The sequence below is a fragment of the Streptomyces sp. NRRL F-5122 genome (assembly GCF_001507435.1).
Lineage (GTDB): Bacteria > Actinomycetota > Actinomycetes > Streptomycetales > Streptomycetaceae > Streptomyces > Streptomyces lannensis.
Genome location: NZ_LMWH01000183.1, coordinates 15,350 through 39,175, shown reverse-complemented (window position 1 = coordinate 39,175; position 23,826 = coordinate 15,350). Strand labels below are relative to the sequence as shown.

Annotated in this window: 17 protein-coding genes; 14 read left to right on the top strand and 3 right to left on the bottom strand. The window is 70.3% G+C overall.

Features of this window, described 5'->3' with window-relative positions; all coding sequences use genetic code 11:
* Positions 1–59: 59 nt before the first annotated feature.
* Positions 60–1,058 (bottom strand): aldo/keto reductase, encoded by a 999-nt coding sequence (locus ADL25_RS18925; RefSeq protein ID WP_059128945.1) that lies wholly within the window; start codon positions 1,056–1,058, stop codon positions 60–62.
* Positions 1,059–1,133: 75 nt separating this feature from the next.
* Between ADL25_RS18925 and ADL25_RS18920 the strand changes: the two genes are divergently transcribed.
* The 6 genes from ADL25_RS18920 (at position 1,134) to serA (ending at position 11,244) form a co-directional block, all read left to right on the top strand.
* Positions 1,134–2,075: a 2-hydroxyacid dehydrogenase gene (locus ADL25_RS18920; protein ID WP_059128944.1), complete on the top strand. Its 942-nt coding sequence runs from the start codon at positions 1,134–1,136 to the stop codon at positions 2,073–2,075.
* A 564-nt stretch (positions 2,076–2,639) separates the two neighbouring features.
* Positions 2,640–5,615: an EAL domain-containing protein gene (locus tag ADL25_RS18915; protein WP_079050455.1), complete on the top strand. Its 2,976-nt coding sequence runs from the start codon at positions 2,640–2,642 to the stop codon at positions 5,613–5,615.
* Between the two features lie 226 nt (positions 5,616–5,841).
* Positions 5,842–7,707: an acetolactate synthase large subunit gene (locus ADL25_RS18910; RefSeq protein WP_059128942.1), complete on the top strand. Its 1,866-nt coding sequence runs from the start codon at positions 5,842–5,844 to the stop codon at positions 7,705–7,707.
* 18 nt (positions 7,708–7,725) lie between these two features.
* The gene (gene ilvN / locus ADL25_RS18905; RefSeq protein WP_059128941.1) at positions 7,726–8,250 is read left to right on the top strand and encodes an acetolactate synthase small subunit; all 525 of its coding nucleotides are present in this window, start codon (positions 7,726–7,728) and stop codon (positions 8,248–8,250) included.
* 140 nt (positions 8,251–8,390) lie between these two features.
* Complete coding sequence (gene ilvC, locus ADL25_RS18900; RefSeq protein WP_059128940.1) at positions 8,391–9,389, top strand: ketol-acid reductoisomerase; 999 nt, start codon at positions 8,391–8,393, stop codon at positions 9,387–9,389.
* A gap of 265 nt (positions 9,390–9,654) precedes the next feature.
* Positions 9,655–11,244 carry a phosphoglycerate dehydrogenase gene (gene serA, locus ADL25_RS18895; RefSeq protein WP_059128939.1) on the top strand — a complete coding sequence of 530 codons (1,590 nt, stop codon included), beginning with the start codon at positions 9,655–9,657 and terminating at the stop codon, positions 11,242–11,244.
* Positions 11,245–11,314: 70 nt separating this feature from the next.
* On the opposite strand, the gene ADL25_RS18890 is transcribed toward serA, so the two are convergent.
* Positions 11,315–12,853 carry an MFS transporter gene (locus ADL25_RS18890; RefSeq protein ID WP_059128938.1) on the bottom strand — a complete coding sequence of 513 codons (1,539 nt, stop codon included), beginning with the start codon at positions 12,851–12,853 and terminating at the stop codon, positions 11,315–11,317.
* Positions 12,854–12,949: 96 nt separating this feature from the next.
* Here ADL25_RS18890 and ADL25_RS18885 point away from each other — a divergent pair, with 96 nt between their 5' ends.
* Positions 12,950–13,555, top strand: a complete 606-nt coding sequence (locus ADL25_RS18885) for a TetR/AcrR family transcriptional regulator (protein ID WP_059128937.1) — start codon at positions 12,950–12,952, stop codon at positions 13,553–13,555.
* Here ADL25_RS18885 and ADL25_RS18880 read toward each other — a convergent pair.
* Positions 13,552–14,784 (bottom strand): PucR family transcriptional regulator, encoded by a 1,233-nt coding sequence (locus tag ADL25_RS18880; protein ID WP_059128936.1) that lies wholly within the window; start codon positions 14,782–14,784, stop codon positions 13,552–13,554. The two genes, ADL25_RS18885 and ADL25_RS18880, sit on opposite strands and share 4 nt — an antisense overlap.
* Before the next feature lie 161 nt (positions 14,785–14,945).
* On the opposite strand from ADL25_RS18880, the gene ADL25_RS18875 reads away from it, so the two are divergent.
* The 7 genes from ADL25_RS18875 (at position 14,946) to ADL25_RS18850 (ending at position 23,817) form a co-directional block, all read left to right on the top strand.
* Positions 14,946–15,872 (top strand): proline dehydrogenase family protein, encoded by a 927-nt coding sequence (locus ADL25_RS18875; RefSeq protein WP_059128935.1) that lies wholly within the window; start codon positions 14,946–14,948, stop codon positions 15,870–15,872.
* A gap of 39 nt (positions 15,873–15,911) precedes the next feature.
* Positions 15,912–17,543 (top strand): L-glutamate gamma-semialdehyde dehydrogenase, encoded by a 1,632-nt coding sequence (gene pruA / locus ADL25_RS18870; protein WP_059128934.1) that lies wholly within the window; start codon positions 15,912–15,914, stop codon positions 17,541–17,543.
* A gap of 825 nt (positions 17,544–18,368) precedes the next feature.
* Positions 18,369–18,500: a hypothetical protein gene (locus tag ADL25_RS51560; protein ID WP_107116645.1), complete on the top strand. Its 132-nt coding sequence runs from the start codon at positions 18,369–18,371 to the stop codon at positions 18,498–18,500.
* A 331-nt stretch (positions 18,501–18,831) separates the two neighbouring features.
* Entirely contained in the window at positions 18,832–19,875 is a 1,044-nt protein-coding gene (locus ADL25_RS18865; protein WP_059128933.1) for a 3-isopropylmalate dehydrogenase, read from the top strand.
* 266 nt (positions 19,876–20,141) lie between these two features.
* Complete coding sequence (locus ADL25_RS18860; protein WP_059128932.1) at positions 20,142–21,230, top strand: branched-chain amino acid aminotransferase; 1,089 nt, start codon at positions 20,142–20,144, stop codon at positions 21,228–21,230.
* 227 nt (positions 21,231–21,457) lie between these two features.
* Complete coding sequence (ureA, locus tag ADL25_RS18855) at positions 21,458–22,138, top strand: urease subunit gamma (RefSeq protein WP_059128931.1); 681 nt, start codon at positions 21,458–21,460, stop codon at positions 22,136–22,138.
* Positions 22,135–23,817, top strand: a complete 1,683-nt coding sequence (locus tag ADL25_RS18850; protein WP_059128930.1) for an urease subunit alpha — start codon at positions 22,135–22,137, stop codon at positions 23,815–23,817. The genes ureA and ADL25_RS18850 overlap by 4 nt, the downstream gene beginning before the upstream one ends.
* Positions 23,818–23,826: the final 9 nt, after the last annotated feature.

Sequence of the window (23,826 nt, the reverse complement as noted above, 5' to 3'; positions counted from 1 at the left end):
GTTCCATGCCGCCCCGATCGGGATCGTGGTGCACAGGCGCCGAAGGCGGGGATCAGGGCTCAGTCCCACGAGCCCTGGGCCGCCGGCAGGACCGCCACGTCCGAAAGGTCCTCCTGGCTCAGGCGCAGTCCCGGCGCGGCCGCGTTCTCCGTGACCCAGCGCTCCTGCTTGGCGCCCGGTACCGGCACCACGTGACGGCCCTGTGCCAGGACCCAGGCCAACGCCACCTGGGCGGGTGTGATGTCCTCCCCGTGCCGACGGGCCACCTCCCGCAGACCGGCCACGATCGGCTGGTTCTCCGCCATCATCTCGGCCGTGAAGCGCGGGTGCCGGGCACGCAGATCGTCGGGCTCGAAGCCCTCGCCGGGGGTCAGGGTGCCGGTCAGAAAGCCGTTGCCGAGAGGCATCGCGGCCAGGAAGCCGACCCCGCGCGCCGCGCACCACGGCAGCAGCGCGTTCAGGGCCTCCGGTGACCACACCGACAGTTCGGCCTCCACCGCGCTCACCGGGAAGACCTGCTGCACCCGCTCCAGTTGCCGGATCGTGTCGTCGTACAGCCGCGCCCCGGACCGCCGTCCGCCGCGTACACCCATGGCGCACAACCCCAGCGCCCGGACCTTGCCCGCGCGCACCAGCTCCGCCATGGCGCCCCAGGTCTCCTCGACGGGAACCTCGGGATCCGCGCGGTGCAGTTGGTAGAGGTCGATGACGTCCGTCTGCAACCGGCGCAGCGACGCGTCGCAGGCGCGCCTCACATAGCCGGGGCGGCCGTTGGCCACGATGTGCTGCTCGCCCACCAGCAGACCGGCCTTGGTCGACACGAAGGCCTCGGCCCGCCGCTCCTTGAGGACCCGGCCCACAAGCAGTTCATTGGTGAACGGCCCGTACATGTCCGCCGTGTCGAGCAGTGTGATCCCCAGATCCAGCGCCCGGTGCACCGCGCGTGCGGACTCGTCGCCGCGCTGCCGCGAACCGGAGTAGGCCCAGCTCATCGGCATGCATCCGAGTCCCACCGCCCCCACTTCGAGCGTCGCCGCGCCGATCGTCCTGCGCTCCACCTGGCCGTGCCCTCCCTTTCCTGGCACCCCAACCTAACGAATGCGGTGCCGGACGCTTCGCATAGCCTCCTGGGCATGACTGTCGAGGTTTGGCTTCCGTTCCGCACCGACGAGATCGAGGGGCTGCCGGAGGGCCTCACGTACCGGTACTGGGACGGCGGCCCGGATTATCCCGCGGACCCGGCCGACTGCGCGTTCTACGCCGTCCCCTACATGAAGGGGAGCGAGGTCGCGGTGCGTCCGATGGCCGCGATGACGTCCGTCCGCGTCGTGCAGACGCTCTCCGCCGGCGTCGACCACGTCGAGCCGGGCCTCTCCCGGCTGCCCGAGGGGGTATTGCTGTGCAACGCCCGTGGAGTGCACGACGCCAGTACCGCCGAACTCGCCCTCGCCCTGATCCTGGCGTCGCTGCGCGGGATCCCCGACTTCGTCCGGGGACAGGACCGGGAGGAGTGGCGGGCCGGCTTCCGTCCCGCCCTCGCCGACAGGTCCGTACTCATCGTGGGTTACGGGGCGGTGGGCGCCGCCGTCGAGGACCGGCTCGTGCCGTTCGAGGTCGCGCGGGTGGCGCGCGTCGCGCGCCACGAGCGCGAGACGGCGCGCGGTCACGTGCATCCTCTCTCCCGATTGTCCGAACTTCTTCCCGAAGCCGACGTGGTGGTGATCGTCACGCCGCTCACGGCGGAGACGAAGGGCATGGTCGACGCCGGCTTCCTGGCCCGTATGAAGGACGGGGCGCTGCTGGTGAACATGGCGCGCGGACCGGTGGTCGACACCGGGGCGCTCCTGGCCGAGACGGAGACCGGCCGCCTCATGGCGGCCCTCGACGTCACGGATCCCGAACCGCTGCCGAAGGGGCACCCCCTGTGGCATGCGCCCGGCGTGCTCATCAGTCCGCATGTCGGCGGCCCCACCTCGGCGTTCTGGCCCCGCGTCAAGCGTCTCCTCGGCCTGCAGCTGAACCGCTTCGCACAAGGGGAGCCGTTGCAGAACGCAGTGTTGCGGACCGGGGCCTAGCGCCGCCGGGAGCGCGGACACAAAGGAGTTCCGGGCCGTGCGCGCGGCCCGCGCGGCGCGGGATCGGGCCTGAGCCGCCGACCGCGTACAGGCCGTACGCGGTCGCACGACCGGCGCGTACATCGCTCGCCGTTCGCTCCGCGTCCGCTTCCGGCACACTCCGCAGTCCTTCGTGCGCGTTACGTGCCCGAATTCCCATCGATCGTCACTGAGCGTAGAGGAACTATGTCCCTGAGTGACGATGCTGGTGTATCGTCCCGACAGGGGCAGCGCCGTACACCGCTCGGCGCCGGGGACGAAGCTTTCAGACATGCGAGGGGGGCGACGGGCGATGCACGGCCTATGGACGAACGATCCGACGCGGCGGAGTCGCGGGCGGCGACCCTGGCGAGCCGCGACACGCAGGCGCGGCCACAGCGGTCACGGCGGCCATCACCACCACCGCAGGCACGGCGGCCGCAAGAGGCACTCCCACCCGGCGCACCGGGACCAGAGGGATCCGGCGGCGCCCCGGAGCGGGAGGGCCCGGTGAGTTCCCCCGGAGCGCTGGTGGCCCGCCGTCCAATGCCGGACGGCCGTATGCGCCTGGTTCCGCAACTCGTCCTGGCCCTGATCTGCGCGGGATACGCCGTCGGTTCCGCGGTCGGCTGGGGCTCCCGGGGCCTTGCGCTGTTCATGGGGGATTTCGGGCTGAGCGTCGCGGCAGGCACCGCGTCGGTCTCCTGTCTCGTCTACGCCCGCAGCCGCCGTGGTGTCTTCCGGCCCGCCTGGCTGCTGTTCGCGCTCTCCTCCGCCATGGCGGCGCTGGGCAACGGGGTCTGGGGCTGGTACGAGGTCGTGCTGGACCGTCCCGTCCCCTCGCCGAGCTGTGCCGATCTGTTCTTCCTCTGCTTCGCCCCGCCCGCGATCGTAGGACTGCTCGTACTCGCCAAGAGGCCAGTCACCAAGGCGGGTTGGGTGTGTCTCGCGCTCGACGCGTGGCTGATCGGCGGCTCGCTGCTGACGCTGTCGTGGAGCCTCGCGCTGGCCCAGGCGGCGAAGTTCGACGGGCCGAGCGTCGCGCACACCGCGCTGTCGCTCGCCTATCCGCTGCTGGACATCGCCCTGATCAGCATGGTGGTGGCGCTCCACTTCCGGCGCTCGGCGGTGAACCGCTCCGCGGTCAACACCGCGATCGGTGGGCTCGCCCTGACCGTGATGTGCGACGCCCTGTTCACCTCGCCGCTGCTGCACGACAGTTATCACTCGGGCCAGTTGCTGGACGCCGGCTGGTTCTCAGGCTCGCTGCTCCTCGCCTACGCCCCCTGGGTCGGCGCCCGGTCCGGACACCCCGACGGCGACGGGCACGCCCGCCGTGTGCACGAACACGTGCCGGAGCAGCGCCGACCGGCCCCGCAGAGCGCCGACCTGCCGGGGGAACACCCGCGCGCGCTCCCTGAGGACCGCGGCCACGGACTCCCGCCGGGTCCGGGCCACGACGGCCGCCCGCCCGTGCTCCCGCAGGACCACGACCGGTATCCGGCCACCCGCCCGATCTCCGGCTCGCTGGCCGCGCTCACGCCCTATCTCGCCGCCGCCGTCTGCACGCTGGGGATCCTCTACAACGTCCTCAACGGCCACCGTGTCGACCGGATGGTGCTCGTCACCGCCGGGGCCGTCGTCCTGGCGCTCGTCGTGCGCCAGGGCATCATGCTGCTCGACAACATCACCCTCACCCAGGAACTCGCCCAGAAGGAGAACCACTTCCGCTCCCTGGTGCAGGGTTCCAGCGACGTCATCATGATCGCCGCGCCCAACGGCATCCTCAGGTACGTCTCCCCGGCCGCCGCCGGTGTCTACGGACGGCCCGCCGAGGAACTCGTCGGGACCGAACTCGCCATGCTCATCCACCCCGAGGACCTGGGGCGTGTGGTGCACGAGGTGCGCCGGTTCCTCACCGCGGGCCACACCGAGGAGCCCACCACCCGCATCGAGTGCCGCTTCAGGTCAGGTGCCGGCGGATGGCTCAACGTGGAGTCCACGGTCAACCGCCACGAGGGCGGGCTGATCTTCAACAGCCGGGACATCACCGAGCGGGTGCGCCTGCAGGCGCAGCTGCAGCACAACGCCGAGCACGATCCGCTGACCGATCTGCCCAACCGCGCCCTGTTCACCCGGCGCGTCCAGCAGGCGCTGTCCGGGCGCCGCTCCTCCGACCGCGGCACCGCCGTCCTCTTCATCGACCTCGACGGATTCAAGGCCGTCAACGACACCATCGGGCACCAGGCCGGGGACGAACTGCTCGTCCAGGCGGCCCGCAGACTCCATGACGCGGTCCGGCAGAGCGACACCGCCGCCCGCCTCGGCGGCGACGAGTTCGCGGCCCTCATCGTGGGCGACGGCACCCGCGACCGCTCCGCGCGCGAGCGGCACATCCTGGAACTCGCCGACCGGCTCCGGGGCACCCTCTCGCAGCCGTACGACGTCGACGGCAACGATGTCCGGGTGGCCGCGTCCATCGGCGTGGCCTTCGCCGAGCCGGGTCTTGGCGCGGGCGAGCTGCTGCGCAACGCCGACCTCGCGATGTACCGCGCCAAGGCCGCGGGCAAGGGCCGCGTGGAGCTGTACGCACCGCAGATGCAGCAGGACGTCGTACGCAAGGCCGAACTGGCCACCCGGCTGCGGGCCGCGCTGCACGGCGGCGAGTTCACCCTGCTGCACCAGCCGGTGGTGTCGCTCGAAGGCGGCCGGATCACGTCGGTGAGTGCCCTGCCGCGCTGGCGCTCCTCCCAGGGTGTGCTCTTCACCCCCTGGGAGTTCCTGCGCGTCTCCGAGGACAGCGACAGAACCGCCGAGCTGGACCGCTGGGTGCTCGAGGCAGCGGTGGCGCAGGCCGCCGAGCGCACCGCCACCGGGCACGTCGTGCCCGTCGCCGTCCGGATGAGCGCCCGCCGGCTCCTCGACCGCTCCCTGCCGCTGGGCTCCGTCGAGGCGTTGCTCACCCGGCACGGTCTGGCCTCGGGTGCCCTGATGATCGAGCTGTCCGACACCGATCCGGGGACCTGTCTGGACGAACTGGAACGCCGGCTCGGCGCCCTGCGCAGAATCGGCGTCCGGGTCGCCCTGGACGGTTTCGGCAACGGCTACGCGACCATCACGGCACTGCGCCGGCTTCCGGTCGACGTGCTGAAACTCGACCGCAGCCTGGTGGAGGGGGTCGTCGAGTCGGCGCGACTGCACAAGATCACCAGTGGGCTGCTGCGTATCGCGGGCGATCTGGGCCTTCAGTCGATCGCCTCCGGTGTGGATCTGCCCGAGCAGGTCGTGGCCCTGAGTGCGATGGGCTGCACCCATGGGCAGGGCATGGCGTTCGCCGGTCCGCTGGACGAATACCGGCTGCGCCGGGCGCTGGCCTCCGGCCACTACCCCGTGCCCCATGGACCCGTCGAACCGGCCTTCGCCGGGGGAGGCGGGCGGGCGTACACCAGTGGTGTTCCTGCCGTTTTCGGAGGCGGGACGGGCCTACGCTCACATAATGAGACTCCTGTCCCACCCACTTGACAGTGGCAGCGTGCCGGGGGGAGGGTCAGTTCCATGCGCACCCGAATTCTCGTACTTGGACAGCGCGTCGGCTGAGCTGGGATCCACCGGAAATGAACCGGAGACTCCAGCGACCACACCCGGCGCGCTCCCCTCGCTTGCCTACCGGCACGAGGGGTTTTTTGTTGCACAGGCACCACTCGAACAACGTACAAACCTCGCAAAAACCCTCAGCATCGAGAAGAGAATGCCGATGACCGAGCAGGCCACCGGGGCCCCTCATCCGCAACCGCGGCCCCGATCCGGAGGACACCACTCCGCGCCCGAGCACGTGACGGGTGCGCAGTCCCTCATCCGCTCTCTCGAGGAGGTCGGCGCCGACACGGTATTCGGCATTCCCGGCGGTGCGATCCTTCCGGCGTACGACCCGCTGATGGACTCCCAGCGGGTGCGGCACGTGCTGGTGCGGCACGAGCAGGGTGCGGGCCACGCGGCCACCGGTTATGCGCAGGCCACCGGCAGGGTCGGCGTCTGCATGGCGACCTCGGGCCCGGGCGCCACCAACCTGGTCACCCCGATCGCGGACGCCCACATGGACTCGGTGGCGATGGTCGCGATCACCGGCCAGGTCGCCTCCAAGGCGATCGGCACGGACGCCTTCCAGGAGGCGGACATCGTGGGCATCACGATGCCGATCACCAAGCACAACTTCCTCGTGACCAAGGCCGAGGAGATCCCCCGGACGATCGCGGAGGCCTTCCACATCGCCTCCACCGGCCGCCCGGGACCGGTCCTCGTCGACATCGCCAAGGACGCCCTCCAGGCGCAGACGGTCTTCAGCTGGCCGCCCGTCATGGACCTGCCCGGCTACCGCCCGGTGACCAAGCCGCACGCCAAGCAGATCCGCGAGGCGGCCAAGCTGATCACGGCCGCGCGACGGCCCGTCCTCTACGTCGGCGGCGGCGTCCTGAAGGCGCAGGCGACCGCCGAGCTGAAGGTCCTCGCCGAACTGACCGGAGCGCCCGTCACCACCACCCTGATGGCGCTCGGCGCATTCCCCGACAGCCACCCGCTGCACGTGGGGATGCCGGGCATGCACGGTGCGGTCACCGCCGTCACCGCGCTGCAGAAGGCCGACCTGATCGTCGCCCTCGGAGCCCGCTTCGACGACCGTGTGACCGGCAAGCTGGACAGCTTCGCGCCGCACGCCAAGATCGTCCACGCCGACATCGACCCGGCCGAGATCGGCAAGAACCGCGTCGCCGACGTGCCGATCGTCGGTGACGCCCGCGAGGTCATCGCCGACCTCGTCCAGGCGGTGCAGCGGGAGCACAGCGAGGGCCACCGCGGCGACTACACCGCCTGGTGGAACGACCTCAACCGCTGGCGCGAGACCTACCCGCTCGGCTACGACCTGCCCGAGAACGGCTCGCTCTCCCCGCAGCAGGTCATCGAGCGCATCGGGCAGCTCGCGCCGGAGGGCACGATCTTCGCCGCGGGCGTCGGACAGCACCAGATGTGGGCCGCGCACTTCATCGAGTACGACAAGCCCCGCACCTGGCTGAACTCCGGCGGCGCCGGAACCATGGGCTACGCGGTCCCGGCGGCGATGGGTGCCAAGGCCGGCGCTCCGGACCGTACGGTCTGGGCGGTCGACGGCGACGGCTGCTTCCAGATGACCAACCAGGAGCTGACCACCTGCGCCCTGAACAACATCCCGATCAAGGTCGCCATCATCAACAACGGCGCCCTCGGGATGGTCCGCCAGTGGCAGACCCTCTTCTACAACCAGCGGTACTCCAACACCGTGCTGCACTCCGGCCCCGAGGGACCGGGCGGCTCCGCCAAGCCGGCCGGCGCGGGCACCCGCGTCCCCGACTTCGTGAAGCTGGCGGAGGCCATGGGCTGCTACGCGATCCGCTGCGAGTCCCCGGAGGACCTCGACAAGGTCATCGAAGAGGCGAACTCCGTCAACGACCGTCCCGTCGTCGTGGACTTCATCGTCCACGAGGACGCGATGGTGTGGCCGATGGTCGCGGCCGGCACCTCCAACGACGAGATCATGGCCGCCCGGGACGTCCGTCCCGACTTCGGCGACAGCGAAGACGACTGAGAGAGCTGAGTGAGAACCATGTCCAAGCACACCCTCTCGGTCCTCGTCGAGAACACGCCCGGCATCCTCGCCCGGATCGCCGCCCTGTTCTCCCGCCGGGGCTTCAACATCGACTCGCTCGCGGTCGGTGTCACCGAGCACCCCGACATCTCCCGTATCACCATTGTGGTGAACGTCGAGGACCTGCCGCTCGAGCAGGTCACCAAGCAGCTCAACAAGCTGGTCAACGTTTTGAAGATCGTCGAACTGGAGCCGGCGCAGGCCGTTCAGCGGGAGCTCGTTCTGGTGAAGGTGCGCGCCGACAACGAGACGCGCTCCCAGATCGTCGAGATCGTCCAGCTGTTCCGCGCCAAGACCGTGGACGTCTCCCCCGAGGCGGTCACCATCGAGGCCACCGGCAGCAGCGACAAGCTCTCGGCCATGCTCAAGATGCTGGAACCGTACGGCATCAAGGAACTGGTCCAGTCCGGCACGATCGCGATCGGCCGCGGGGCCCGGTCGATCACGGACCGCTCCCTGCGCGCCCTCGACAGGTCCGCGTAGGACTCGGAGAGGATCCGTACGAGCGGTGACGGGAGGCCGGCCGACCGTCGGCCGCCCGCATTGCGAGACCCCGAGACTTTCCCTTCGCCCGCCGTCATACGGTGGGAAGCAACATCAGCATCCCAAGGAGAGAACCGAAAGTGGCCGAGCTGTTCTACGACGCTGACGCCGACCTGTCCATCATCCAGGGCCGCAAGGTCGCGGTCATCGGCTACGGCAGCCAGGGCCACGCCCACGCGCTGTCGCTGCGCGACTCCGGCGTCGACGTGCGCGTCGGTCTGCACGAGGGCTCCAGCTCCAAGGTCAAGGCCGAGGAGCAGGGGCTGCGCGTGGTGACCGTGGCGGAGGCCGCCGCCGAGGCCGACGTCATCATGATCCTGGTGCCGGACCCGATCCAGTCGCAGGTCTACGAGGAGTCCATCGCCCCGAACCTGAAGGACGGCGACGCGCTGTTCTTCGGCCACGGCTTCAACATCCGCTTCGGCTTCATCAAGCCCCCGGCGGGCGTGGACGTGTGCATGGTCGCCCCCAAGGGCCCGGGCCACCTGGTGCGCCGCCAGTACGAGGAGGGCCGCGGTGTTCCCTGCATCGTCGCGGTCGAGCAGGACGCCTCGGGCGAGGGCTTCGCGCTGGCGCTGTCGTACGCCAAGGGCATCGGCGGCACCCGGGCCGGCGTCATCAAGACGACCTTCACCGAGGAGACCGAGACCGACCTCTTCGGCGAGCAGGCCGTGCTGTGCGGTGGCACCACCGCGCTGGTCAAGGCGGGCTTCGAGACCCTGACCGAGGCGGGCTACCAGCCGGAGATCGCCTACTTCGAGTGTCTGCACGAGCTGAAGCTGATCGTCGACCTCATGTACGAGGGCGGCCTGGAGAAGATGCGCTGGTCGATCTCCGAGACCGCCGAGTGGGGCGACTACGTCACCGGTCCGCGCATCATCACCGACGCCACCAAGGCCGAGATGAAGAAGGTCCTCGCGGAGATCCAGGACGGCAGCTTCGCGAAGAACTGGATGGACGAGTACCACGGCGGTCTGAAGAAGTACAACGAGTACAAGAAGCAGGACTCCGAGCACCTGCTGGAGACCACGGGCAAGCAGCTGCGCAAGCTGATGAGCTGGGTCGACGAGGAGGCGTAAGCCTTGCGGCCGAGGGGTCGGAGCAGCCCGCTCCGGCCCCTTCGGCGAACCGGGGTGACGTCCGCAGCGCGGCGTCGTCCCACCCGTCCAGCCACGGACGGGTGATCCTTTCGCAGCGCCGCGGAGCGACGCACGCCACGCCACTACACTTCTGGACAACAAGCGCGTCAGGCCCACAGCGTCGTGCGTCTTCCACGCGGCTAGCACCCCTCCACCGCCTGCGGCCGTCGGGACGGCCGTCCGCATTGGACTTGTGAGGACTCACGTGAGCTCGAAACCCGTCGTACTCATCGCTGAAGAGCTGTCGCCCGCGACCGTCGACGCCCTCGGCCCCGACTTCGAGATCCGTCACTGCAACGGCGCGGACCGCGCCGAGCTGCTGCCGGCGATCGCCGATGTCGACGCCATCCTGATCCGCTCCGCGACGAAGGTCGATGCCGAGGCCGTCGCCGCCGCCCGCAAGCTGAAGGTCGTCGCACGAGCCGGCGTCGGCCTCGACAACGTGGACGTCTCCGCCGCCACCAAGGCCGGTGTGATGGTGGTCAACGCCCCCACCTCGAACATCGTGACCGCCGCCGAGCTGGCCTGCGGTCTGATCATCTCCTCGGCCCGCAACATCCCGCAGGCGAACGCCGCTCTGAAGAACGGCGAGTGGAAGCGCAGCAAGTACACGGGCGTCGAGCTCGCCGAGAAGACCCTCGGCGTCGTCGGTCTCGGCCGCATCGGCGCGCTGGTCGCCCAGCGCATGTCCGCCTTCGGCATGAAGGTCGTCGCCTACGACCCCTTCGTCCAGCCCGCCCGGGCCGCGCAGATGGGCGTCAAGGTGGTGTCGCTGGACGAGCTGCTGGAGATCTCCGACTTCATCACCGTCCACCTGCCCAAGACGCCCGAGACGCTCGGTCTCATCGGTGACGAGGCGCTGCACAAGGTCAAGCCGACCGTCCGCATCGTCAACGCCGCGCGCGGCGGCATCGTCGACGAGGAGGCCCTGTACTCGGCGCTCAAGGAGGGCCGGGTCGCGGGCGCGGGCCTGGACGTGTACGCCAAGGAGCCGTGCACGGACTCGCCGCTGTTCGAGCTCGACCAGGTCGTCTGCACCCCGCACCTGGGCGCCTCGACCGACGAGGCGCAGGAGAAAGCCGGTATCTCGGTCGCCAAGTCGGTGCGTCTCGCGCTCGCCGGTGAGCTGGTGCCCGACGCGGTGAACGTCCAGGGCGGTGTCATCGCCGAGGACGTCAAGCCGGGTCTGCCGCTCGCCGAGCGGCTCGGCCGTATCTTCACCGCGCTCGCGGGCGAGGTCGCGGTCCGCCTCGACGTCGAGGTGTACGGCGAGATCACCCAGCACGATGTGAAGGTACTCGAACTGTCCGCGCTCAAGGGCGTGTTCGAGGACGTCGTGGACGAGACGGTCTCGTACGTCAACGCGCCGCTGTTCGCCCAGGAGCGCGGTGTCGAGGTCCGCCTGACCACCAGCTCCGAGGCCACGGACCACCGCAACGTGGTCACCGTGCGCGGCACGCTCGCCGACGGCGAGGAGGTCTCGGTGTCCGGCACGCTGGCCGGCCCGAAGCACCACCAGAAGATCGTGGCCGTGGGCGACTACGACGTGGACCTGGCGCTCGCGGACCACATGGTGGTGCTGCGCTACTCCGACCGTCCGGGTGTGGTCGGCACGCTGGGCCGCATCCTCGGCGAGGCCGGCATCAACATCGCCGGCATGCAGGTGGCGCGTGACATCGCGGGCGGCGAGGCCCTCGCGGTCCTGACCGTCGACGACACGGTGCCGCAGAACGTGATGGCGGAGATCACCGACGAGATCGGTGCGACGTCCGCCCGCTCGGTGAACCTGGACTGACGTCCGAGCACGACACAGCGGGGCCCGGCCGTGGTGAGGTGGCCGGGCCCCGCTGTGCGTCCTTTGTCGGCTATTCCTGACCGTCCCGCACCTTGATGCCCCGCAGGGAGGCGGCGGCCAGTGCGGCCGCGGTGAGCAGCAGTGCGGCCCCGGCGATCGCAGCCGCCTGCATGCCGTTCGTGAACGCCTCGCGTGCCACGGCCAGCAGCTCCGCGCCAGCGCGGCCGGGGAGCCCCTGGGCCACCGCCACCGCGCCGCCCAGCGTCTCGTGGGCCGGTACGGGGGCCGAGGCCGGGATGCCGTGCCGGTAGACGGCCGTGCCGATCGAGCCCAGGACCGCCATGCCGAGCGCGCCGCCGAACTCCGCGCCCGTCTCCATCAGCGAGGACGCGGCGCCCGCCCGCTCCGCCGGAGCGGCGCCCATGGCCAGGTCCATCATCTGCGCGATCACGGTGACGATCCCGGCGGCCAGCACGCCTGCTCCGGCCAGTACCAGCCACATCGAATCGGTCCCGGCGAGTGCGAGCATCCCGTAGCCGCACGCCGCGACCAGGAAGCCGCCTGTCACGACATGGGCGCGGTCGACACCCTTCTGCACCAGCTGAGTGGTCACCGGCGCCGCGACGCCGATCAGCACCGAGGGGAGCAGGGCCCAAAGGGCGGCCTCCAGCGCGCTCTTGCCGAGGACCGACTGCAGGTACTGCGTGGTGAAGTACGCCGAGCCCAGCATGGCGAAGGACGAGAGCAGGTTGAGGGTGAGGGCGGGAGCGAAGCCCCTGGCGCGGAACAGGGCAGGTGAGATGAGCGGGTGCGCCGTTGTGCGCTGACGGTGCACGAACAGCGCGGCGAACAGCAGACCCACCGTCAGCGACAGCACGTACTGGACGTGCCACCCGTGCGCCGGGATCTCCTTCAGGCCGTAGATCACCGGCAGCACCGCCGCCATCGACAGCGGCACGCTGAGCAGGTCGAAGCGGCCGGGCTCGGGGTTCTTCGACTCCGGGAGCAGGAAGGGGCCGAGGAGCAGCAGCAGGGCCATGGCGGGCAGGTTGACCAGGAAGACCGAGCCCCACCAGAAGTACTCGACGAGGACCCCGCTCATCACCGAGCCGAGGGCGATCCCGGCCGTCATCACCCCGGACCACAGCCCGATCGCCTTCGCCCGCTGTCCCGGGTCGGTGAACATCGTGCGGACCAGGGCCATCGTCGACGGCATGAGCGTCGCACCGCCGATGCCGAGCACCGCGCGGGCCGCGATCAGGGTCTCGGCACTGTTCGCGTACGCCGCCACCAGCGAGGCGGTCCCGAAGGCGGCGGCCCCGAGCAGCAGCAGCCTGCGTCGGCCGATGCGGTCGCCGAGCGCGCCCATCGTCATGAGCAGTCCGGCGAGGACGAAGGCGTAGATGTCGAAGATCCACAACTGCTGGGTGCCGCTCGGCTCCAGATCCGCGGTGATGGACGGGATCGCGAAGTAGAGGACCGAGACATCCATCGAGACCAGCAGCAGCGGAAGCATCAGGACGCCCAGGGCGGTCCACTCACGGCGGCCGGCCCGGGCCGGTGCGGCGGGCGCACCGAGGTCGTTGGTGGTGCTCGTCGGGTTCGTCATGCCAAGGACTGTACGAGCGTATTAAACGCTTGTCTAGAACGATTGTATAGGTCATCCGTATAGGACGGCTGTATGGATCCGCAGTAGAGTGACGGCATGGGACACCGTGAGGATCTGCTCGAGGGCGCCAAGCGCTGCCTGCTGGAGAAGGGCTTCCTGCGCACGACGGCGCGCGACATCGTTAAGGAGTCGAAGACGAACCTGGCGTCCATCGGCTACCACTACGGCTCGAAGGACGCGCTGCTGGTGCAGGCGTACGTGGCCCTGGTGGAGGAGACGGGGGACCGCTTCGAGCCGGGCAGGGAGGAGGCCGCGGCCGCGGCGACCGCGCCGCCCGGCTCCCTGGAGCGCTTCCGGGAGGTGTGGGCGAACGTCATCCGCGCCCTGCCCGGGTCCCGGGCCATCTGGCTGCTGAGCTTCGAGCTCGTCCTTCAGGGCGACCGGCTGTCCGAGGTGCGCCGGATGCTCGGGGACGCGCAGAAGCAGGCGCTCTCGGGACTCGTACCCCTGTTCAACGACGTCCCGGAGGCCGAGCTCGACGAGGAGACCGTGCAGACGGAGGGCCGCCTCTACCAGACGCTCCTTCAGGGGCTCATGGTGCAGTGGGTCTTCGATCCGGAATCGGCCACCGACGCGGACCAGCTCACCGAGGGGCTGCGGCGGGTGATCGAGGCAAGCAGAAACGCGCCCGAGGCCTCCTAGAGGCGTGCGCCCTTCAGCGCCATGTGCAGCAGCAGGCGGTCCTCGCCGTCGTCCAGGTCCAGGCCGGTGAGCTGCTCGACGCGGGACAGCCGGTAGTACAGCGTCTGGCGGTGGATGCCCAGGGCCGCCGCGGTGCGGCCCGCCTGGCCCGCACAGTCCAGGAACACCTCGGCGGTGCGGGCCAGTTCACGGTGTGCCGGGGTCAGCAGCACGCGTACGGCCGTGTCGTGGGCCGCCTCCGGCGGAAGCGACGTCAGCAGTCGGTAGGGGCCGATGGACGCCCACTGGGCGACGGGTCCGAGGCGCGGCTCGGCCAGCGCCGCACGGGCCGCCCCGGATGCCTCCTGCCAGGCGATGCCCAGTTCGGTGAGACCGTGGCGCGCGTCGGCCACGCCGGCCGCGGCCGGCCCGGTGCCGTGCGGTCCCTTCGCCTCGCGCAGCAGCCGTACGGCCGCCGTCAGGGCCGGTGCCGGCACGTCGGCCGAGCGCAGCCGCACCAGCAGCGCCAGGCTCTGCCCCGCGATGGGAGTACGGGTGCCGCGGCCGCGCCGCGGGACCGTGCACAGCGCGGTCGCGGCCGGGATCGTACGCACCGAAGGGGCGTCGTCCGGGTCCGCCGAGGGCCAGGGGTCGATGCAGACCAGCGTGTGCAGCCCCTCGGCCCGTGCGCCGAGCGCCGTGCGCAGTTCCGCCACCGCCATGTCCTGCTGCCAGCCGCGCTCGGCGATCAGGACCGCGCGCAGTTCACGCGTCAGGTCCGCGCCCGCCTGCGCCTCGTCCGCGAGCAGGTCGCCGATGCGCGCCGCGACCTCCATCGCCGCGGACAGCTGCGCCTCCGACGGACCCGGCTCGTCGGCCAGCAGCCACACGTAGCCGAGGACGACACTCCGATGGCGTACCGGCAGACAGATCCTTCCCCGGTAGACGCCCGCCTCCGGGGTGGGAGGGATGCGCACCGGACCGGTGGCACGGGCGATGCCGAATCCCTCGAACCATCTGCGCACCGCCGCCGTGGAGCGTCGGGTGAGGATCGAGCGGGTGCGGACCGGGTCGAGGTCCGCCTCGTCGAACTCGCCGTCGCTGTCGTACGCGGCGAAGGCGATCAGCTCGAAGTCCCGGTTCTCCAGGGTCGCGGGGGCCCCGAGCAGCGCCGAGATCTCGTCGACGAGCTCCTGGTAGTCGCCGCGGCCTGACTTGAAAACATCCGCCACACGGGCATTCTCCCGCATTTTCCCATCCCCCTCATACAGATGTCTGAGATCCAGGGCACGGATGCGTGACAGCTGTCGATGGCAGACGATCGAAGGGATCCTTAGGTTTCACGGTGGTTCTCCGTGCCGTACCCGAATGGTCGGGATTCGGCCTCCTGTTGCCCTTGTGGAGGTGCCCCGTGCTGGGTCCCGTGATTCTCGCCGCGTCGCGCAGCGACCGGATGCGCCGTCTGATCTCGGCGGCCCCGGTGACCAAGCAGGTCGTCGACCGCTTCATCCCCGGCGAGACCGTCGACGCGGTCGTCCCGATCATCGAGGACCTCACCGGCCGGGGACTCGAGCTCACCATGGACGTCGTCGGCGAGGACATCACGACCCCGGAGCAGGCCACGGCCGCGCGGGACGCGTACCTGCGACTGATCGAGCGCCTCGGGAACCTGGAGCTCGGCACCAGGGCAGAGATGTCCATCAAGCTCTCGATGTTCGGCCAGGCGCTGGAGAACGGCCACGAACTGGCCCTCGCCAACGTCCGCCCGGTCGTCGAGGCCGCCGCCGCGATCGGTACCACGGTCACGCTGGACGCCGAGGACCACACCACCCTCGACTCGATGTTCGCCATCCACGAGGAGCTGCGGAAGGACTTCCCGCAGACCGGCTGCGTGATCCAGGCCTACCTCTACCGCACCGAGGAGGACGCCCGCCGCCTCGCCGCGAGCGGCAGCCGGGTGCGTATCGTGAAGGGGGCGTACAAGGAGCCCGCGTCGGTCGCCTACCAGCAGAAGGCCGAGATCGACAAGGCCTATGTCCGTGTCATGAGGACCCTCATGGAGGGCGAGGGATACCCGATGATCGGTTCCCACGACCCGCGGCTGATCTCCATCGCGCAGGAGCTCGCCCGGCGCTCCGGGCGAAAGCTCGACGAGTACGAGTTCCAGATGCTGTACGGCATCCGCAGCGACGAGCACCTGCGGCTGGCGGCCGAGGGCCATCGGATGCGGGTGTACACCGCCTACGGCACCGACTGGTACGGCTACTTCATGCGCCGCCTCGCCGAGAAGCCGGCGAACCTGCGCTTCTTCGTCCGCTCGATGGTCAGCAAGGGCTGAGCCCGAAACACCCGCTCACATCAAGGAGTTACGGATCTCATGGACGCTGTGACCCAGGTCCCCACCCCCGTCAACGAGCCGGTGCACGGCTATGCCCCCGGCTCGCCCGAGCGCGCTCGCCTGGAGGCCAAGCTCAAGGAGCTGGCCGAGAACCCGATCGACCTGCCGATGACCATCGGCGGCGAGAGGCGGATGGGCGGCGGCGAGGCCTTCCAGGTCGTCCAGCCGCACAACCACAAGGCCGTCATCGGCACGCTGCACAACGCCACCCAGCAGGACGCCCAGGACGCCATCGACGCGGCCCTCGCCGCCGCGCCCGCCTGGCGCGCGCTGTCCTTCGACGACCGCGCGGCGATCATCCTGCGCGCCGCCGAGCTCCTGGCCGGGCCGTGGCGCGAGACGATCGCGGCCTCCACCATGCTCGGCCAGTCGAAGACGGCCCAGCAGGCGGAGATCGACAGCCCGTGCGAGCTCGTCGACTTCTGGCGCTTCAACGTCCACTACGCCCGGCAGATCCTGGCCGAGCAGCCCCCGGCCAACTCGCCGGGCGTCTGGAACCGCCTCGACCACCGCCCGCTCGAGGGCTTCGTCTACGCGATCACGCCGTTCAACTTCTCGGCGATCGCGGGCAACCTGCCCACCGCGCCCGCGCTGATGGGCAACGTCGTGGTCTGGAAGCCGTCCCCGACGCAGACGCACGCCGCCGTGCTGCTGATGCAGCTGCTGGAGGAGGCGGGTCTGCCCAAGGGCGTCATCAACCTCGTCACCGGTGACGGCATCGAGGTCTCCAAGGTCGCCCTCGAGCACCGCGACCTCGCCGGCATCCACTTCACCGGTTCGACCAAGACCTTCCAGTACCTGTGGAAGACGGTCGGCAACAACATCGAGAAGTACCGCTCCTACCCGCGTCTGGTCGGTGAGACCGGCGGCAAGGACTTCCTGGTCGCGCACCCGAGCGCCGACCGGGCGGTCCTGAAGACGGCGCTGACCCGCGGTTCCTTCGAGTACCAGGGCCAGAAGTGCTCGGCGACCTCCCGGGCCTACATCCCGGCGTCGATCTGGGACTCCGGCTTCAAGGAGGAGTTCGCGGCCGAGGTCGACCACCTCGCCATGGGCGACGTCACCGACCTGTCGAACTTCATCGGCGCCGTCATCGACGAGCGCGCCTTCGCCAAGAACAAGGCCGCCATCGACCGTGCCAAGGAGGACCCGACCTGCACGATCGTCGCGGGCGGCTCCTACGACGACTCGGTGGGCTACTTCGTGCGCCCGACCGTCATCGTGTGCACCGACCCGGAGAACGAGGTCTTCCGGACGGAGTACTTCGGCCCGGTCCTCGCGGTGCACGTCTACGAGGACGAGAAGTACGACGAGATGCTCGCCCAGATGGAGTCGGTCTCGGACTACGCGCTGACGGGTTCGGTCGTCGCCAACGACCGCGCAGCGGCGGCCTACACGGCCGAGAAGCTGCGCTACGCGGCCGGCAACTTCTACATCAACGACAAGTCGACCGGTGCGGTGGTGGGCCAGCAGCCCTTCGGCGGCGGTCGTGCCTCCGGTACCAACGACAAGGCGGGCGCGCCGCAGAACCTGCTGCGCTGGACGCTGACCCGTGCGATCAAGGAGGCGCTGGTCGCGCCGACGGACTACACCTACCCGCACATGGGCTGACGCCCCACTGAGCACCGCCCCCGCCCTGGGTTTTGACCACCGAGGACGGGGGCGGTCTTCATGTCCGGCCTTCGCAGGGCGTACGGCCCGGGTGCCCGATGGGCCGGCGCCGCGAAACCGCCGTCGGCCCGGACCGGGGCCTGGAGCGTGTCCCCGCCGCGGACAGTGTGCGGCGCGCTTGCCGGGCCCGACGGTCCGTCCGCCAGGTCCCGACCGGCGGGCGTCCCGACCATCCGGCGTCCCGCGCATCGGCACGCCGGCCGTCTGCGCCGCGCCCTCGGCGGTGCCCGCGACGAAACGGCGGTGGTCGGGGAACGCCGCGCCGGGACGGCCGAGCGGCCCGGGCTGCGGTGGGCGGACGCTTCCCTCCCGGCGGGCCGGGAGCAGTTCCAGGACGCGGCGGGGCTCGGGCAGCCGTGGGGGAGGAGCGCGGCGAAAACCGTACCGACGCCCGGTCACCGCCGATCGCGGAGCCCTCCTTGTCCACGGTCCGGTCCGGTGCGCGGCGACGGCCTGCGCCATCAAGGCGACCGGCAGCCGGGTGTCCGATGTCCGCGCAGGTCAGAGGTGTGTGACCCGATCGGCCGTCTCAGATAGTAGGAAGTCCGAGTAATTGTGGAGACAGATGCGCGGTCCTCGCTTAGCTTTGTAGAAGTCGAACGTCTCGCTTGATCGAGCGACTGGCGGTCGTGAGCCGGGCCCCGTGCAGGCAACCCCTGCGGCACCGCTCCCCGCTCCTCTGGGGGCACCGCCCACGCCCATTAGGCAGTGGGGGAGTCTCGTCACCCTTTCCGCCCTCCGGGTTCCCGAAGGAGTCGATTCCCCATGGCTGAGACGACTGCCCGCCGCCGAGTCCGTCACGTCTCCCGTACGAGCGAGTCCGACCGCAAGAAGGCCGCCGCCGCGCTCCAGCGCGCACTCGACCGCCGGGACAACGGCGGCGAGACCGGCCACTGAGCCGCGGCCGACCCGCATCCACGGATCACCCGCCGTCACGGACCGGGTGATCACCCGGCGAGAGCCGCACCCGCGCGGGGTGCTGCGCGGCCGGACACCTTCTGTCCCCGCCGCGCCGCGCCCCGAAGCGGCGGATCCGCTCGGTGCCGTTCGCATGGGCGGTCCTGCCGCCCCGCCACGCCGAAGGCGTCCGGGCATTCAGGGACGGGCGACGTCCCGGCCCGTCTCCAACGGCCGCCCTCCGTACGGGTGAAGGTGCAGCACTGCAAAAGGCCCGTCCGCATCCTGGACGCCCTGTGTCATTCCATGGGACACGGAGTACGGTGCGGTCATGTCTCGCAGCATCAATCTCGCAGTGATCCCCGGTGACGGCATCGGCCAGGAGGTCGTGGCCCAGGGGCTGAAGATCCTCTCCGCCGTCCTTCCGCAGGATGTGAAGCTGGAGACCAAGGAGTACGACTTCGGCGCCCGGCGCTACCACGCCACGGGTGAGACGCTCACCGACGCCGACCTCGAGCAGCTGAAGCAGCACGACGCGATCCTGCTCGGTGCGATCGGCGACCCGTCGGTGCCCTCCGGGGTCCTGGAGCGCGGCTTCCTGCTCAAGCTCCGCTTCGCCTTCGACCACCATGTCAACCTGCGGCCCTCCAAGTTGCTGCCGGGTGTCGGGACCCCGCTCGCGGGCCAGCCCGAGATCGACTTCGTGGTGGTCCGCGAAGGCACCGAAGGTCCCTACACGGGCAACGGCGGCACCATCCGCGGCGGCACCCCGCACGCGGTCGCCACCGAGGTCTCGCTCAACACCGCCTTCGGGATCGAGCGCGTCGTGCGCGACGCCTACGCCCGCGCGCAGGCACGCCCCCGCAAGAAGCTGGCCCTGGTCCACAAGAACAACGTGCTGGTGCACGCCGGCCACCTGTGGACGGACATCTTCAACAAGGTGGGCGAGGAGTTCCCCGAGGTCACCACCGAGTACATGCACGTGGACGCGGCGACGATCTACCTCGTCACGCAGCCCGAGCGGTTCGACGTGATCGTCACCGACAACCTCTTCGGCGACATCATCACCGACCTGGCCGCCGCCATCTCCGGCGGCATCGGGGTCGCCGCCTCCGGCAACATCAACCCGTCCGGCCGGTTCCCGTCGATGTTCGAGCCCGTGCACGGCTCGGCGCCCGACATCGCGGGCCAGGGCAAGGCCGACCCGTCGGCCACCGTCCTGTCGGTCGCCCTCCTGCTGCGTCACCTCGGCTACGAGGCCGAGGCCGCCCGCATCGAGGAGGCCGTCTCCGCCGACCTCGCCGAGCGCGTGGGCGCACCCGCCCGAACCACCGACGAGATCGGCGACGCGCTCGCCGTACGAGTAGCCGGCTGACCCGCGCCACTCACACTCCCTGAGAGAAGCCGCCGGGTCGCCCTTGCGCCCGGCGGCTTTTCCATGCCCTCGCCGGGTGTCACCATCGACCCACCCCTGGGCTGCCCCAAGGGCCGCATTCACACCGTTTCGGGCACGACTCGGCGCTTGCGATAATCGAACGAAGAGCCGCGGTATGAGGGAATGCTCGGACGTCCGAACACCTGTCATGGGTGGCAGGGGCGTGAGCGCGGCCCGTCAACACAACCGGTGAAGGACAACCACACATGACGACGCCCACGATCGAGCTGAAGCCCTCCGCCAACCCGCTCTCCGACGCGGAGCGGGAGGCCATCCTTGCCAACCCCGGGTTCGGCCGCCACTTCACCGACCACATGGTGACGATCCGGTGGACCGAGGGGCGGGGCTGGCACGACGGTCAGCTCGTTCCCTACGCCCCGATCTCCCTCGATCCCGCCACCAACGTGCTGCACTACGCGCAGGAGATCTTCGAGGGCCTCAAGGCGTACCGCCGGCCCGACAACTCGGTCGCCACCTTCCGCCCGGAGATGAACGCCCGCCGGTTCCAGCGTTCCGCCCGGCGCCTCGCGATGCCCGAGCTGCCGGTGGAGACCTTCATCGAGGCGTGCGACGTCCTCGTCCAGCAGGACAAGGCGTGGGTGCCGGCGCACGGCGGCGAGGAGTCGCTCTATCTGCGTCCGTTCATGATCGCCACCGAGGTCGGCCTCGGTGTGAAGCCGGCCAACGAGTACCTCTTCCTGGTGATCGCCTCTCCCGCGGGCGCCTACTTCGCGGGTGGCGTCAAGCCGGTCTCCATCTGGGTGTCGGAGGACCGTGTCCGCGCCGTCCCCGGCGGCATGGGCGACGCCAAGACCGGCGGCAACTACGCCGCCTCGCTGCTCGCCCAGGCGGAGGCCGCGGTCAAGGGCTGCGACCAGGTCTGCTACCTCGACGCCGTGGAGCACACGTGGGTCGAGGAACTCGGCGGGATGAACCTGTACTTCGTCTACGGCAGCAAGATCGTCACCCCGTCGCTCACCGGTTCGATCCTGGAGGGGGTCACCCGCGACTCCCTTCTCACCGTCGCCCGTGACCTCGGTTACGAGGCGGAGGAGCGGCGCGTCTCCATCGACGAGTGGCAGGCGGACTCCGAGAACGGCACCCTCACCGAGGTCTTCGCCTGCGGCACCGCGGCGGTCATCACCCCCGTCGGCACGGTCAAGCGTGCGGAGGCCGAGTGGAAGCAGTCCGGCGGCGAGCCGGGCGAGGTCACCGTCAAGCTGCGCGAGGCGCTGCTGGACCTCCAGCGCGGCACCCGTGAGGACACGCACGGCTGGATGCACCAGCTCGGCTGAGCCGCCCGTGAATTCGCCGAGAGCCCGCCCGGGATGCCGCATCCGGGCGGGCTCTCGGCGTTCGGTGAACGCGGTCGCCTCTTGTTGCATGTGATTTAGATCAATGTTCAAAACTCGTGGCCGACACCGACCGTCATGGAGGGTTCCGCTCCCCGGTTCCACGATCTAGAGTGAGGTGAAATTTAGAGCAGCACTCTAAAGCCTGGGAAGCAAGGAGGTGCCGCCTCGTGAGACTCACCCCCACGGAACGTGATCGGCTGCTGTTGTTCGGGGCGGCCGAGCTGGCCCGTGCCCGCCGGGCCCGAGGGCTGAGGCTGAACGTGCCGGAGGCCACCGCGCTGATAGCGGACACCGTCTGCGAGGTCGCCCGGGACGGGAAGCGCCTCGCCGAGGCCATCGAGGCGGCGCGGTCCGTGCTCGGTCCGGACGATGTGCTGCCGGGCGTCGCGGACGTCGTCACCGAGGTGCACGTCGAGGCGGTCTTCGACGACGGGTCGCGGCTCGCCGTGGTCTCCGACCCCATCGGCGCAGGACTGGGCGCCGGGGCGCCGGGTGCCCTGCTTCCGGGGCCCGTGCACGCCGAGCCGGAGGCGGTCAGGCATGTCCCCGTCACCAACACGGCCACCGTTCCCGTGTCCGTCACCTCCCACTTCCACTTCTTCGAGGCCAACCCGCGGCTCGACTTCCCCCGCGCCGACGCGTACGGAATGCGCCTCGCCGTGCCCGCCGGGTCGTCCGTCCGCTTCGGACCGGGGGAGCGCGTCGAGGTCGGCCTCGTGCCCATCGGAGGCCACCGGACGGTGATCGGTATCGCGGGCCTGGTCGACGGGCCGCTCGACGCGCCGGGAGCCAAGGAAGAGGCCCTTCGCCGGGCCACCGCCTGCGGGTATCTGGGAGCCGACCGGTGAACCCCTACGAGTACGCGGCCACTCACGGCCCCCGCGCCGGCGACCGTCTCCGGCTCGGCGACTCGGGTCTGGTGATCCGTGTCGAGTCCGACGCACAGAAGTACGGCGACGAATTCCTCGCCGGTTTCGGCAAGACCGCCCGCGACGGTCTGCACCTCAAGGCCGCCGCCGTTCGCGCGACCTGCGACGTCGTCATCAGCAACGTCGTCGTGATCGACGCCGTGCAGGGGATCCGCAAGGTGTCGATCGGCATCCGCGAAGGCCGTGTCTGCGCGATCGGCCGGGCCGGCAACCCGGACACCCTCGACGGGGTCGACGTCGTGGTCGGCACGGGGACGTCGATCGTGTCCGGCGAGGGGCTGATCGCCACCGCCGGAGCCGTCGACACCCATGTGCACCTGCTGTCACCGCGCATCATGGAGGCCTCGCTCGCCTCCGGCGTGACCACGATCATCGGCCAGGAGTTCGGCCCGGTATGGGGCGTCGGCGTCAACTCGCCGTGGGCGCTTCGGCACGCCTTCAACGCGTTCGACGCCTGGCCCGTCAACATCGGCTTCCTGGGCCGGGGTTCGTCGTCCGACAGCGCGCCCCTGATCGAGGCGCTGGCCGAGGGCGGTGCCTCCGGCTTCAAGGTGCACGAGGACATGGGCGCCCACACCCGCGCCCTCGACACGGCCCTGCGAGTCGCCGAGGAGCACGACGTCCAGGTGGCCCTGCACAGCGACGGCCTGAACGAGTGCCTGTCCGTCGAGGACACGCTCCGGGTCCTCGACGGCCGCACCATCCACGCCTTCCACATCGAGGGCTGCGGCGGCGGGCATGTGCCGAACGTCCTGAAGATGGCGGGCGTGGCGAACGTCATCGGGTCCTCCACCAACCCGACCCTGCCCTTCGGCAGGGACGCCGTCGCCGAGCACTACGGCATGATCGTCTCCGTCCACGACCTGAAGACCGACCTGCCCGGCGACGCCGCCATGGCCCGCGATCGCATCCGCGCCGGCACCATGGGGGCCGAGGACGTGCTGCACGACCTGGGCGCCATCGGCATCACCTCGTCCGACGCACAGGGCATGGGGCGCGCGGGCGAGACCGTGCGGCGCACCTTCGCGATGGCGGGAAAGATGAAGGCCGAACTCGGCCCGCTGGAAGGGGACGGCCCCGGCGACGACAACGCCCGTGTCCTGCGCTACATGGCGAAACTGACCATCAACCCGGCCATCGCGCACGGTCTTTCGCACGAGGTGGGCTCCATCGAGCCCGGCAAGCTGGCCGACATCGTGCTGTGGCGGCCGGAGTACTTCGGCGCCAAGCCGCAACTGGTGCTCAAGGCCGGCTTCCCGGCGTACGGCGTGGTCGGCGACCCGAACGCGGCCACCGACACATGCGAACCCCTCGTGCTGGGACCGCAGTTCGGTGCCCATGGCGCCACCGCGGCCGACCTCTCGGTGGCCTTCGTCGCGCAGGCCGCAGCAGACCAGGGCAACGACCGGGTCCCGACCCGCCGCCGCCGGGTGGCCGTCCGCGGCACCCGTGGCATCGGCCCCGCCGACCTGCGCCTCAACTCCCGTACCGGGTCGATCGACGTCGACCAGCGGTCCGGTCTGGTGACCCTCGACGGCGATCAGATCCGTTCCGAGCCCGCCGACTCGGTGTCCCTCAACCGCCTCTACTTCCTGTGACCTTCGCGA